At 66.8% G+C, this 13,546-nt stretch carries 10 protein-coding genes; 2 read left to right on the top strand and 8 right to left on the bottom strand.

The features are described 5' to 3' along the window. Window positions 1-43: 43 nt before the first annotated feature. The 4 genes from katG to mutS form a co-directional block, all read right to left on the bottom strand. The gene (gene katG / locus AC13F7_RS08595; protein ID WP_482999858.1) at window positions 44-2,278 is read right to left on the bottom strand and encodes a catalase/peroxidase HPI; all 2,235 of its coding nucleotides are present in this window, start codon (window positions 2,276-2,278) and stop codon (window positions 44-46) included. A gap of 200 nt (window positions 2,279-2,478) precedes the next feature. Next, entirely contained in the window at window positions 2,479-3,087 is a 609-nt protein-coding gene (locus AC13F7_RS08590) for a DUF937 domain-containing protein (protein ID WP_482999857.1), read from the bottom strand. Between the two features lie 114 nt (window positions 3,088-3,201). Then, window positions 3,202-5,187, bottom strand: a complete 1,986-nt coding sequence (locus AC13F7_RS08585; protein ID WP_482999856.1) for an acyltransferase family protein — start codon at window positions 5,185-5,187, stop codon at window positions 3,202-3,204. Between the two features lie 219 nt (window positions 5,188-5,406). Further along, window positions 5,407-7,962, bottom strand: a complete 2,556-nt coding sequence (gene mutS / locus AC13F7_RS08580) for a DNA mismatch repair protein MutS (RefSeq protein WP_483000140.1) — start codon at window positions 7,960-7,962, stop codon at window positions 5,407-5,409. A gap of 151 nt (window positions 7,963-8,113) precedes the next feature. Between mutS and AC13F7_RS08575 the strand changes: the two genes are divergently transcribed. Next, a complete protein-coding gene (locus tag AC13F7_RS08575) occupies window positions 8,114-8,920 on the top strand; it encodes a DUF6491 family protein (RefSeq protein ID WP_482999855.1) in 807 nt (268 codons plus the stop codon). 171 nt (window positions 8,921-9,091) lie between these two features. After that, the gene (locus AC13F7_RS08570) at window positions 9,092-9,454 is read left to right on the top strand and encodes a glycine zipper 2TM domain-containing protein (protein WP_481468412.1); all 363 of its coding nucleotides are present in this window, start codon (window positions 9,092-9,094) and stop codon (window positions 9,452-9,454) included. Window positions 9,455-9,554: 100 nt separating this feature from the next. Here AC13F7_RS08570 and AC13F7_RS08565 read toward each other — a convergent pair whose 3' ends face one another. Genes AC13F7_RS08565 through AC13F7_RS08550 form a run of 4 tightly spaced genes read right to left on the bottom strand, consistent with a single transcriptional unit; the run spans window position 9,555 to window position 13,543 of the window. Continuing rightward, a complete protein-coding gene (locus tag AC13F7_RS08565) occupies window positions 9,555-11,891 on the bottom strand; it encodes a hypothetical protein (protein WP_482999854.1) in 2,337 nt (778 codons plus the stop codon). 14 nt (window positions 11,892-11,905) lie between these two features. After that, entirely contained in the window at window positions 11,906-12,604 is a 699-nt protein-coding gene (locus AC13F7_RS08560; RefSeq protein WP_482999853.1) for a PilW family protein, read from the bottom strand. A gap of 8 nt (window positions 12,605-12,612) precedes the next feature. Beyond that, complete coding sequence (locus tag AC13F7_RS08555) at window positions 12,613-13,050, bottom strand: type IV pilus modification PilV family protein (RefSeq protein ID WP_482999852.1); 438 nt, start codon at window positions 13,048-13,050, stop codon at window positions 12,613-12,615. After that, on the bottom strand, window positions 13,034-13,543 hold the full coding sequence (locus AC13F7_RS08550; protein WP_482999851.1) for a pilus assembly FimT family protein: 510 nt from the start codon (window positions 13,541-13,543) through the stop codon (window positions 13,034-13,036). Before AC13F7_RS08550 ends, AC13F7_RS08555 begins: the two co-directional genes overlap by 17 nt. Window positions 13,544-13,546: the final 3 nt, after the last annotated feature.

The raw sequence follows: 13,546 nt of genomic DNA, 5'->3' as shown, positions 1-13,546 counted from the left end.
CGGGCCATGCGGCCCGGTCTTTGTCTGTGCCTACGGTGTTGAATCAACGCAGGTCGTAACGGTCCAGCTCCATCACCCGCGCCCAGGCAGCGACGAAGTCGCGGACGAACTTCTTCTCACCGTCCGCGCTGGCATAGACCTCGGCCAAGGCGCGCAGCACCGAGTTCGAGCCGAACACCAGGTCCACGCGGCTGCCGCTCCAGCGCAATGCGCCGGTGCTGCGGTCGCGACCGCTGTAGCCATCGCCATGGGCGACCCACTGCGTCCCCATGTCGAGCAGGTTGACGAAGAAGTCGTTGCTCAACGTGCCGACGCGATCGGTGAACACGCCGTCCTTGCTGCCACCCACGTTGGTGCCGATCACCCGCAGGCCGCCGACCAGGGCGGTCATCTCCGGCGCGGTCAGCGTGAGCAGCTGCGCACGATCGATCAGCAGCGCCTCGGCAGGCACGCTGTAGCGGCCCTTGACGTAATTGCGGAAGCCATCGGCGTACGGCTCCAGTACCGCGAACGACGGCACATCGGTCTGGTCCTGGCTGGCGTCGGTACGGCCGGGGTTGAACGGCACACTGACCTCATGGCCACCGGCCCTGGCCGCCTGCTCGACGCCGACGTTGCCGGCCAGCACGATGAGATCTGCCAGTGACACCTGCGCACCGCCGTCGCCCTTGAAGCCGGCCTGGATCTTCTCCAGCGCGGCCAGCACCTTGCCCAGCTGCTGCGGCTGGTTGACCGCCCAGTCCTTCTGCGGGGCCAGGCGCACACGCGCACCGTTGGCGCCGCCGCGCTTGTCCGAGCCACGGAAGGTCGAGGCCGACGCCCACGCGGTGGAGACCAGCTCGCCCGCGCTCAGGCCGGTCGCGCCGATCTGCTGCTTCAGCGCGGTGATGTCCTGCGCGCTGAGCGTGGTCTGCGGGGCCGCCGGCACCGGGTCCTGCCAGACGAATTCTTCGGCCGGAATCTCCGGGCCGAGGTAGCGTGCACGCGGGCCCATGTCGCGATGTGTCAGCTTGAACCACGCGCGGGCGAAGGCATCGGCGAAGGCCTGCGGATCGGCCAGGAAGCGGCGTGAGATCTTCTCGTAGGCAGGGTCCACACGCAGCGACAGATCGGTGGTGAGCATGGTCGGGCGGTGCTTCTTCGAGGGATCGTGCGCGTCGGGAATGATCGCCTCGCTGTCCTTGGCCACCCACTGGTGCGCACCGGCCGGGCTCTTGGTCAGCTCCCACTCGTGGCCGAACAGGATCTCGAAGAAGTCATGGCTCCACTGCGCCGGCGTGCGCGTCCAGGTCACTTCCAGGCCGCTGGTGATGGTGTCGCCGCCCTTGCCGGTGCCGAACCTGTTGGCCCAGCCCAGCCCCTGGCTTTCCAGGCCCGCGGCTTCCGGTTCCACATCGACGTTGTCGGCCGGGCCGGCGCCGTGGGTCTTGCCGAAGCTGTGGCCACCGGCGATCAGCGCGACGGTTTCCTCGTCGTCCATCGCCATGCGGCCGAACGTATCGCGGATGTCGAAGGCCGCCTTGAGCGGATCGGGATTGCCATCCGGGCCTTCCGGATTGACGTAGATCAGGCCCATCTGCACGGCGGCGAGCGGGTTCTCCAGATCGCGCGAGTGGGTGTCGCCATCCGCATCATCGTCGGAGACCAGCACGCCGTGGTCTTCCTGCACGCCTTCGGAGCCGTGCGCATAGCGCACATCACCGCCCAGCCAGGTGGTTTCGCGGCCCCAGTACACATCCTGGTCCGGCTCCCACGTATCCGGGCGGCCACCGGCGAAGCCCAGCGTCTTGAAGCCCATGGATTCCAGTGCGACGTTGCCGGTGAGCACCAGCAGATCAGCCCAGGAGATCGCCTGGCCGTACTTCTGCTTGATCGGCCACAGCAGGCGGCGTGCCTTGTCCAGGCTGACGTTGTCCGGCCAGCTGTTGAGCGGGGCGAAGCGCTGCTGGCCACGGCCGGCGCCGCCACGGCCATCGCCGATGCGGTAGGTGCCGGCGCTATGCCAGGCCATGCGCACGAACAGGCCGCCGTAATGGCCGAAGTCGGCCGGCCACCAGTCCTGCGAATCGGTCATCAAGGCCTTGAGGTCGGCCTTGAGCGCGGCGTAATCCAGGCCCTTGAAGGCCTCGGCATAATCGAAGGTCTCATCCAGCGGATGCGAGCGGGTCGAGTGCTGGTTGAGCAGGTCCACCCGCAGCTGCTTGGGCCACCAGTCGCGGTTGGTGGTGGCATCGCCGACGAGGGCGTGGTTGAACGGGCACTTGGCTTCGCTTTTCATGGGTATCTACCTGTGTACTGGCGAACGTGGCCACCATCGGCGTGGGGGAGGCGATGGCGACGTCGGAAAGGGTGCCTGCACATCGGGCCGTGGGCACCGCGATGTGAAGGCGTGCCTACACGTTAGCCATTGCTGTTCATTCGGTACATTCGAATGAATCAACCAATGCGATAGGTGCAGGCTATTTCGAACGCCTGCCTTCAGCGCTTGCCGAACAGGCCGCCACCGAGCTTGAGCAGATCGCCGACGCCCAGCTGTCCATCCCCGTCCTGGTCCAGCACCGACGTCAGCAGGCCATCGCTGTTGGCGCGCTGCGCTTCCTGGCCGAGGGCTTGGCTGAGCTGGCCCGGGTTGGCGTTGCCGCCGCTGGCGAAGCGCTGGGCAAGATAGGACATCACGATGGGGGCGAGGATGGCGAGCAGTTGGCTGGTCTTGCTGCTGTCCAGCCCGGTGGCCTGGCTCAGGCCCTGGGTGGCGCGGTCGGTATTGCCGCCGAAGACATGGCCGAGGATGCCGGCGCCATTGGTCGCATTGCCGCCCCCGCCGCCCAGCACGCTGCCCAGCAGTCCACCTAGGTCGAACCCCCCGCTTGCCGGCGCATGGTCACGCTGCAGCGCGCCCAGTAGTGCCTGTGCGCCTTGGGGTTCCTGGGCGTTGCGGCCCATCGCGCCGAGCAGCAGCGGCAGGGCCGCGCCGATCGCGCCGCTGGCCTGGTTCTGGTCAATGCCAAGCTGCTGGGACACCTGCTGCAGGCCTTGGCCCTGCTGCAGTTGCTGGAAGAGGGACGCGGCAAGTGATTCGGTATTCACGGCGGGCTCCAGGGCAGGGATGGGAACTGCCCGAGCATAGCGCTGCGTTCACTACGGGAATGCGAAGACCTCACACCGCCGGCCAGGCCTTGACCACTCGGCCGATGGCGCCGATCAGTGGGCCGTCTCGGGCGGCGTCGGCGTTGCCGCGATCTGCTGCAGATGGGCGACGAAGTCGGGCAGCAGCACACGGTTGCCATGCCCGCTCAGGTGGTCTGAGTCGAAGAACAGCGGATCCCGCCCATCCATTGCCGAACAGACGCTGCCTTTGCACAGCAGGGGCATGGGATCCCACACATGCAGCGCGGGATGCGCCTGGGCAAGCGATGCGAGCAGCGCCATCTGCGGCGCGCGCAGCCGCTCCAGATCCTGGCGCGGCAGCGTCAGGCCGTCGGCGCAGGCAGGATTCATGCGGTTGAACGGATCCGAGCAGCGGTACGCGGAGGCCTTGAAGATGGGCAGCGGCGCGTCGATCACGACCGTTACCTTCAGCGCTTCCAGGCGCGCCAGGACCGCCTCTGCATCCTCTCGCGCGGCGCGGTCGTCGTCCGTGCTGCGTGCCTGGAGGATCTCGTCCATGATCACGGCATGCCCACGGCGCCAATCGCGGCCGCGCAGTTCGGGCATGCGTAGCGAGGCGAGCAGCACGACATCGCCGGGGCGGGCCTGCGCTTCGATCTGCGCCAGGATCCGTTCGCGTGCATCACCACAGTCGCCGGGTGCAGCGCCAAGCAGGCTGACGATGCCACAGCCACCGCGTTCCAGCACGTGCAGTTCCATCTCCAGCTGCCGCGCGGCGACGGACACCATGGTCCGGTAGGCGGCGGCATGCGAGTCGCCGGCGACAAACAATTGTCGACCTGCCAGGCCAGGACCCTCGACGGGCGGTACCGGTTTCCATGCAGGATGCAGGTAGGCGCGCCACTGGTAGCCATCGCCGGTGGTGCTGAGCGTGATGTCGTCGGTGTGCTGCACCAGCAGATACGCACTGGTCGCGGACACGCCCAAGGCGGCAACACTGATTGCCAGCACGGTGCGCGTGCGAAGGCGGATGCTTCGCTGGCGCGCGGGGGTTTCGATCCAGTGGTAGGAGGCGCCGGCGATGACCATCAGTACCACGGGGTAAGCCCAAAGCGCGACGTCCTGCATGCCGTAGGTCCAGCGCAGCAGTACCAGCAACGGCCAGTGCCAGAGATAGAGCGAGTAGGACAACAGGCCGATATAGGCCAACGGCCGCCACTGCAACCCGTTCAGGACCGGCGACGATGCACCATCGCTGTCATCGGCTGCGGCGGCGGCCAGCAGCATCAGCGTGCCGGCCACGGTGATCAGCGCCCCCGGGAAGGGAAACGGCAAGCGATCCGCGAACACGAAGCCAAGCGCCACAAGCAGAAGGCCTGGCAGCGCCCACCGCCGCCAATGCGCGGGTGCACCGTGGGTGATCACGCGTTGGTACAACAGTGCGCCTGCGGCCAGCTCCCACAGTCGCGCCGGCAACAGGTAGAACGCCGACGTTGGCGCGGTGGATGCCTGCACGGCGGCGACCACCAGCGATGCGGCCGCAAGCAGCGGCAACACCCAGCGTGCCGCTACGCGGGTGCGGCGGTGCTGCAGCCAGACGAAGTACACGAACGGGAACAGCAGGTAGAACTGCTCTTCCACCCCAAGTGTCCAGGTGTGCAGAAACGGATTGAGATCGGCACCCGGCGAAAAGTAACCGTCCTGTTGCCAGGCCAGCACCAGGTTGCTGACGCCGAACAGCGCGCCCAGTCCGGTCTGGTCGAACTGTTCGTTGCGCCAGGCACGGGGTATCAACAAGGCCGATAGGAGGAAGGTGATCAGCAGCATCAGCAGCAGCGCGGGCAGCAGCCGCTGCAGTCGTCGCCGGTAGAAATCCAGCAGGAAGCGACCCAGGCTGGGCGCGGGTCGCGCCGCCAGGGATTGGCTGATCACGAATCCGGACACCACAAAAAACAGGTCCACGCCACTGAAACCGCCAGGCAGCAGCGCGCTGTCGGCGTGGAAAACGATGACGGCAACCACCGCCAAGGCACGCATGCCATCGATGGCGCCGAAGTGACGCGTTGGGAGCAGGGACATGGCACGCACCGCGACGGGGACGGGCCAGCATCAAGAGCGGGCATCACGACAACAAGAGGTAATGGCGACACATCGCCAGAAATGGAACGTGAGTTGCGGATGCGCCCGGTCGAGGCGCTCCTGCGGTTCAGCGAGGTTCGTCATTCAACGCACTCCAGCGTAGGCCGATGCCTGCGCTGGAGAATCACGCACCTGTACGCACGCGCTGACCGCGCAGGATCAGATCAGGGCCTTCAGCCGATAGAGGGCTTCCAGCGCCTGCTTCGGGGTCAGCTCGTCCGGATCGATCGCGGCCAGCGCATCCTGCGCGGCGGTGTTGGGCGCGTTGAACAGGCCGAACTGCTGCGGTGCATCCAGCGCCTGCGCGGCGACGACGGCGGACTGGGTCTCATGGCTGCGCTGTTCCAGCTCGGCCAGGCGACGCCTTGCCTGTGCCACGGTGGATTTGGGCAGGCCGGCCAATGCGGCCACCTGCAGGCCGAAGCTGCGGTTGGCCGGCCCATCCTTCACCGCGTGCATGAACACCAGCGCGTCGCCGTGCTCTACCGCATCCAGATGCACGTTGGCGATGCCACTGGCGCCGCCCTCGTGCTGCTCGTCGGCCAGCGCGGTCAGTTCGAAATAGTGCGTGGCGAACAAGGTGTAGCAGCGGTTCTGGTAGGCCAGATGCCGTGCGACGGCGTCGGCAAGCGCCAGGCCATCATAGGTGGAGGTGCCGCGGCCGATCTCGTCCATCAGCACCAGCGACTGCGCGCTGGCGTGATGCAGGATGTAGCTGGTCTCGGCCATTTCGACCATGAAGGTCGACTGCCCACGGGCGAGATCGTCGCCGGCGCCGATGCGGGTCAGGATGCGGTCGATCGGGCCGATCACCGCGCGGCTGGCCGGCACGAAACTGCCGATATGCGCCAGCAGCACGATCAGCGCGTTCTGTCGCATGTAGGTGGATTTACCGCCCATGTTCGGGCCGGTGATGACCAGCATGCGGCGGTCCGGATGCAGGTCCAGATCGTTCGGTTCGAAGGGCTGCTCGCGTACTGCTTCGACCACCGGATGACGCCCACGCTCGATCGTCAGGCAGGGGGCGGTCTCCAGTTCCGGACGCGCCCAGTCCAGCGCCTGCGCGCGTTCGGCGAAGCCGGCCAGCACATCCAGCTCGCTCAGCGCGGCGGCGCACTGCTTCAGCGGCTCCAGCCCGCTGGCGAGGATGTCCAGCAGTTGTTCGTACAGGAACTTCTCGCGGGTCAGCGAGCGTTCGCGTGCGGACAGCACCTTGTCCTCGAAAGACTTCAGTTCTTCAGTGATGTAGCGCTCGGCATTGGTCAGGGTCTGGCGGCGGGTGTAATGCACCGGCGCCTTCTCAGACTGGCCCTTGCTGATCTCGATGTAGTAACCGTGCACACGGTTGTACCCGACCTTCAGCGTGGCGATGCCGCTGCTGATGCGCTCGCGCTGTTCCAGATCGATCAGGAACTGATCCGCATGCGTGGAGAGGCGACGCAGCTCATCGAGCTCGGCGTCGTAGCCTTCGGCGATGACGCCGCCATCGCTGAGCTTCAGGGGCGGGGTTGGGGCGATCGCGCTGGCCAGCAGATGCGCGCACTCGTCATGCGAGCCCAGTGCATCGTGCAGCGCGATCAGCCGTGGCGAATCCAGCGGTGCGAGCACCGCGCGCACCTCGGGCAGCAGGCCCAGGCCGTCGCGCAGCGTGGAGAAATCTCGGGGGCGCGCCGAGCGCAGGGCCACGCGGGTGAGGATGCGTTCCAGATCGCCCAGCGCCCGGAAGGCATCGCGCACGTCGCCCTCGGCGCCGCGATCGATCAGCGTGGCAACCGCATCGTGGCGGTGCACCAGCACTTCGCGCAGGCGCAGCGGGCGGTGCAGCCAGCGCCGCAGCAGGCGACCGCCCATCGGCGTGACCGTGGTGTCGAGCACGCCGAGCAGGGTGTTGCGGGTATCGCCGTCGACGCGTGTATCCAGTTCCAGATGACGGCGCGTGGCCGCGTTCATGGCGATGGCTTCGCTCGCGGTTTCCGTGGCGATCGCGGTGAGGTGCGGCAGACGTTGCTTCTGGGTTTCTTCGACATAGCCGAGCAGGGCACCGGCGGCAGCGGTGGCGCGTGGCTTGTCGTCGATGCCGAAGCCGGTCAGGTCATGCAGCTTGAAGAAACTCAGCAGCTGCCGGCGGCCGCTGTCAGCATCGAACAGCCAGGGCGCGCGACGGCGGATGCCATTGCGGTACTGCAGGAAGGCCGGCCAGTTCTCTTCATCGGGCACCAGCAGCTCGGCCGGCTCCAGGCGCGCGAGCTCGGCTTCCAGTGCATCGTCCGAATCGACCTCATTGACCAGGAAGCGGCCACCGGCCAGATCGGCCCAGGCCAGGCCGTAGCCATTCTTGCCCCGCGAGAGGGCCATCAGCAGGGTGTCGCGGCGCTCGTCCAGCAGCGCCTCGTCGGTGACGGTGCCGGGGGTGACGATGCGCACCACCTTGCGCTCGACCAGGCCCTTGGCCAGTGCCGGATCGCCGATCTGTTCGCAGATCGCCACGGACTCGCCCAGGGCGACCAGGCGCGCCAGGTAGCCTTCGTAGGCATGCACCGGCACACCGGCCATCGGGATCGGTGCGCCGCCCGAGCTGCCGCGCTGGGTCAGGGTGATGTCCAGCAGCCGCGCCGCCTTGCGGGCGTCGTCGTAGAACAGCTCGTAGAAGTCGCCCATGCGGAAGAACAGCAGCAGGTCCGGGTAATCGGACTTGGCGGCGAAGAACTGCTTCATGAGCGGGGTGTGTTCGGGCGGCTTCTGGGTCACGCGGGGTCCATCGAATGAGTCGGCGTCAGGGGGCAGCGCCGGGTGGGTCATTGTAGGGGAGGGGGCTGTGGCCGGGGGCGTGGTAGATTCGCGGCAGTCTCCGTGCAGGGAAAGCACCGTGATCGCATCGCTGTCGTGGGCGCCACTCGTACTGGCCGGATTGGCCACTTCCGCCGCTGCGCAGGCACAGACTGCGCCGACCGCCGGCGAGGTACGCACGCCACCTGCGCCCCATTGCCTGGATGCACGTGGCGTACGCCAGGTGGAGCAGGCCACGCCCGGTTCCATCGCGGTCCGAGGCGCCAATGGGCAGGCGTATCGGGTGGACTTCAGTGCGGACTGTCCGGGCATCAACGAGGCGGCTGAGGTGCGCCTGGATGCACCCGCCGGCTGGGCCTGCGGTCGCCCCAGTGAACAGGTGACGGTAGACGGGCGCCGTTGTGCGATCAGCGCGGTCAGCGTGATCGGCAACCGTGACTTCGCCGAGGCGGCCCGCGAAAGCAGCCGCCAGTTCGCGACGACCCTGCCGACCGTGACCGTCACCGGGACGTCTGACCGGCGCAGCAGCCCGCGACGTGGTTTCCATGGAACGCCGGAGTTCTGTTTCGCCACGCGTCATGTGCGCAGCTGGAATGAAGACCCACAGGGCGTCGTGGTGGAAACCAACCCACGCCGCAACGGTGGTCATCGTTATTACCGGGTCGAACTCGGTAGCAGTTGCAGCATCCTGGCCGGGGCGACTGAAATCGACTTCCAGTCCGGCTTTCAGAACGGGCTGATCTGCGGCAATCCCGGTGACCGAATCGTCATGACGCCCTCCGGCATCCAGGGGGATCTGCTTGGCACCCAGGGCGATCTGCGTTTCAGCACGCCGCGTTTCACGCGTCCCGGGTGTTCGATTCTGGCGGTCTATCCAAAAGACTAAGCGGCGCGCGGTCCTGGGACTGCTCCCGTCGTGGCTGTGTACGCCACTGTCATCACACTGGCTGTGCCCTGAACCCGAGTACGCCTGTTGACGCGGCGTGGACGCATATTCACCCTGGCTTGTCCTCGACAGGCAGAGACTCGGGCCATGTTCCACAAACAGGGATCGACCATGAAGACGAGCTTCCGCGTGTTGTGCCTGGGCAGTCTGCTCGCTGTGTCGGCAGTTGCCGGCGCACAGACCTATGGGCCGAAGGACGAGGGGCGCCGCTTCAATGACGGCAGCAAGGTGGTGTGCCACAACGTCGAGGTCCAGCGTAATTCCAGAGACCCCAACCGCATCACCGGCACTGCGACCGGCGCCGTAGTCGGTGGTCTGCTCGGTAACCAGGTCGGTGGCGGCAACGGCAAGAAGCTGGCCACGGTTGCCGGCGCAGTGGCAGGTGGCGCCGCCGGTCGCCAGATCCAGGGTAACCAACAGTCGAAGAACGGCAATCGCGTGGTCGAGCGTCGTTGCGAGCGTCAGTACCGCTGATAGCGATTAGCGATGCACGGTCATGGCGGCGCGGCGATCTGCCCGAGCGTTACGAAAAAGGCGACCCTCGGGTCGCCTTTCCCATGAATGGGAATAGACGTCAGCGGTACCGGCTCCAGCGCACCGTCGCCGCAGCCGGGCCGCCGGGCGTGACCGCCGGCGCTTCACAGATCCCCGGGTTGTAGTGATTGTCGCGGTCCTGCGGCACGATGACCTCGGCGCCCCCCTGCTGGACCGTGGTGGCGCTGCCGGGGTTGTTGGTGCCGACCGTCAGGCTGCCGTGGATCACCGTGGTCTGCGCAGCGGTCGCCAATGTGGAGCCGAGGATGACGTTGCCGTGGATCTGCCACCCGGACAACTGCGCGCCGCTTTCCGTCATCAACGCGACATTCCCGATCGGCAGGCCGCGATGGGATACGCCGGCGGCATCGGTCCACTCGGTGAACTGCGATGCAGACCCGGTCTTGTCGCACAGGTTGCTCGGGTAGTAGTCGCCGTCGCAGATCAGTGCCGGCGTGGAGAAGTTGGGGGCGATCAGCTTGTCATGACCGGATTGGGTCAGCGTGACGTAGTCCTTCGCAATCAAGGTGGTGAGCAGATCGCGGTTGCCATCGGCATCACGCAACTGGGTACCGTCGATCTTGAGCGCGTTGTCGAACCAGAACACGCCGCGCGGCAGGTGCGTCAGCCCGGTGATGGTCCATGCACTGGTCGCGGTCTTGTCGCGGAAGCAGTGCGCGGCACCGTTCTCGGCCTGGTTCCAGTTGCAGGTCAGGAACTGCGCACCATTGGCCGGCAGCCGTCGGACGTCCTGGGTGGCCAGGTTGTAGGTGCCATCCATCGACTGGCCGGCCCGGTTGCGCACATTGCGGATGGTCAGATGCGGAGCACCTTCCAGCCATTCGAAGATGTAGTTGGCACCGTCGCGGTAGGTGCTGACATCGATCGCATCCACGCGGGTGTCGCAGAAGGGGATGCCCGGTAGGCCTGGGGTCGTGCCGGTCTGGCGCGTGCGCAGCCCAGGCATCGCCATGCCGGTATCGGGCACGGTCTGCCGCGCGCCGCCATACTTCAGATCGCCGGCCACGTTACCGGTGCTGACGGTCGGAAAACTCCAGTACAGGCCGGCCTGCGTCGCCGTGATGTCACGGCCACCGACCAGCGTACCGATGGTGCCGGTAACGATGTCCACATCGCCATTGGCCAGCACCGTGGTGTAACGCCCGCCCCAGCCACTGATGGACAGGTAGTGACCCCAGAGCTGATCGATGGTGAGTGTTGCCAGGCTGATCGTGCCACCGGCGATGGACGTCGAACGGAAGCCGAGCTGGTCCGGCAGCGGGGTGGTGGAGCTGCCGCTCAGGTGCTGGGCCGAGGACGCACCGCTGATGACGCCGCTGCCGGCATCGATCGTGACGCGTGAGAGATCCAGCAGCCAGGTGTCGCCGCTGGTCAGCGTGATGACGATGCGGCCACTACTGGCCGGGATCACTGTCCCGACCGACCACGGCAATCCGCCGATCACGGTCGTGGGGAGCAACTTGCCGCCGATCTCCGTGGTGCCGACCAGCGTCCCACCATCGTACACATTGGCGGTGAAGGCGCCGGCCCTGATGGCTGCATAGCGGCCGCCACTGACGCCACTGCCGATCGTGACGTTGCGAGCCCACAACGTGGTGTCGGTCGGATTGCCCATCTGATTGATACGGATGGTGCCCTGTGAATGCAGGTGGCCCCCGCTCAGAATGCCGCCACCGGAGAGCGTCACATCGCCCTTGGCGCAACCGGAGATGGTGGCCTGGCTGGCGCCGGTGAGGTTGATGCTTCCAGCGACGGCGATGTTCTCGAAGCCCGCCGGATTGGTCACGCCGAGCGAGCCACCGGTGATGTTGAGGTCGCCATTGAACACCATCGGTGCGGCGGGGATGGTCGCGCAGACCGGCGAGCTGGGCGTGCTGCTCCCACCCGGGGTCACGTCATACAGCACTTCGACCGTGGCGCTGGTGGTGGTGGAGCCACTGCCGGCCAGTGCGGTGATCGTGGCGGCGATCTGATAGTTGCCGCTGGCGCCACTGAGCGCGGTGATCTGTGCATTGCCGTCGGGAATGCCGATGGTTGCCATGCCACTGATGGTGGCCGGCATCGCGAGCCCGCCGCTGCCGCTGGCCCAACCGGCCATCGTCGCCGGATCCACGGCCATCAGGTAGCGGCGGACGACTTCCACGCCGCGCCAGGCAGCGGCCTGTGCCGAGGTGACCGAGTGGGTGGTGATCTGGCGCTGCTGGTTGCCACGCAGCGAGTAGATCGATGCGGCCACCGTCACCGAGACGGCGAGGCCGACCATCAGGACGATCCACAACGTGGCCATGCCCTTCTGGCGTGCAGGGCCAGGCGCACAGCTCCTGCGGGCGCGTGTGCGCCGGGAGAGTTGATTCATCGCGGACATCCTGGTCATGCGGCGGGGGGCACCGTGAGGTTGGGCAGGCACACGGAGAACAGTACGTCGTCGCTGGCCTGACGCAGGATCACGCGCTGGCCGGTGCGCTCGATGGTGTCCTGCTGTTTGAACGGCAGGCAGGCATCGGGTACGGCGACAAATTGATAGCCGTCACCGCCGCTGGCACCGCGCAGTGTCAACGCGCCGATTTCGCGCTCATCGCTGGCAAATGCACTGCCATCTTTCTGGCTTGGCTCGAAGAAGGCGGCTTCGGCGGCGACGGGTTGCCACTCTGCATCGGTCCAGGTCGCGGCCGTTGCACTGCTGCAGAGTTTTGGCGGCAGTCGGTAAAACCCGCGCGCAGGTGCGCCGTCGGCCGCCGTATCGACCAGCCGCAGCCCGGCGCATTGGTCGCCCTGGTTCAGTTCGTGCTTGAAGCGCCACGCGATCTGCTTACCTTCATCGCTGATCGCCAGGCGGCTGGCCAAGGTGTCCTCGGCGGGAATGCCGAAGCCGGCTTCCTGCAGTTCGATCTGCGCGGCCAGCAGCGCCGAGGCGACCTGGCCATCGCGCAGCGCCGAGCGCGATGCATGGCCCGACGCTTCGATCATGTTCTTGTAGAGCACCAGCATCGCTGCGATGGTCAGCAGCGAGATCACCAGGCCGACCATCATGCTGATCAGGCTTTGGCCGCGTTGGCGGCGTCGTGTCATGTGTCTGTTCATTGGCGACTGGACACCAGCAGATCGGCGCCGTGCTCGCCGGCATCGTCGCCGTCCAGCTCCAGATCGGCCGCGCGCACGCTCAGCCCCACTTCGCGGGGGGCTTCCACCGGCATCACGGTGCCGGCCAACGCCACGTTGATCTGCGGCGCGGTACCGCATTCCACCTGGGCCTGGCGGGTGGTATCACTGGACAGCGCGAGCGCTATCGTCCCGCTGCCGCACAGACCGGTGCCGCCATTCTGCAACTGCTCACGCAGTTGACCGACCACCAGGCGTTCGACCTTGGTCTCGCGTTGGTCGGCCATCAGCCGTGACTGGACGTGGGCCAGACCCCCGGCGATCAACGAGGTGATCAGCACCGCCACGAGAGCCTCCAGCAGCATGTCGCCGCGCTGGAAGCGAGGGCCGCGGGGCGGCTTAGAGCATATCGACATAGAGCGGATCCTGGCTGGAGAGACCGACCGCGATCCGGCCCAGTGCGACGTCGCTATCGGTGCAGCCGTCGGCGCCAGGCAGACGTACGCCACGTGCATCGAAGGTGACGCAGTCAAAGTCTGGATTGCCACTACCGGCCAGCGCATCGGCATCCGCAAAGCCATCCAGATCGGTGAGTTTGAAGCGCACGCCGGTCCGTACCGGCGCCGACCAGGACGGGGTGTCCGCGCCGCTGACCATCACCTCCAGCGTGCCGGCGCGAAGCCGGAGCATTGCCGCCGGTTCCGTGGCGCGGCGTGCTGATGGATTGCGCAGCGCCATCGCGCGGGCCTGCGAGACGCCCTCCCATAGCAGGCTGCGGGCCTCCATCTGCCGATTGCTGTTGACCCAATGGGCGCCGAAGGGCATCGCGGCCATCAGCAGCATCGCCATGATGAACAACCCGATCATCAATTCGATCAAGGTGACGCCGCGCGCGCGGGAGGGACGCACCGC

The organism is Stenotrophomonas sp. K-6 (assembly GCF_056861555.1).
The sequence above is the reverse complement of the archived record's forward strand: the minus strand, read 5'-3'. Positions and strand labels throughout refer to the sequence as shown.

Bases quoted from the DNA above. Each gene is read 5' to 3' on its own strand.
- katG (WP_482999858.1), bottom strand. From the start codon at position 2,278: ATGAAAAGCGAAGCCAAGTGCCCGTTCAACCACGCCCTCGTCGGCGAT.
- AC13F7_RS08585 (WP_482999856.1), bottom strand. From the start codon at position 5,187: ATGTCCCTGCTCCCAACGCGTCACTTCGGCGCCATCGATGGCATGCGT.
- mutS (WP_483000140.1), bottom strand. From the start codon at position 7,962: ATGAAGCAGTTCTTCGCCGCCAAGTCCGATTACCCGGACCTGCTGCTG.
- AC13F7_RS08570 (WP_481468412.1), top strand. From the start codon at position 9,092: ATGAAGACGAGCTTCCGCGTGTTGTGCCTGGGCAGTCTGCTCGCTGTG.
- AC13F7_RS08565 (WP_482999854.1), bottom strand. From the start codon at position 11,891: ATGAATCAACTCTCCCGGCGCACACGCGCCCGCAGGAGCTGTGCGCCT.
- AC13F7_RS08560 (WP_482999853.1), bottom strand. From the start codon at position 12,604: ATGACACGACGCCGCCAACGCGGCCAAAGCCTGATCAGCATGATGGTC.
- AC13F7_RS08555 (WP_482999852.1), bottom strand. From the start codon at position 13,050: ATGTCGATATGCTCTAAGCCGCCCCGCGGCCCTCGCTTCCAGCGCGGC.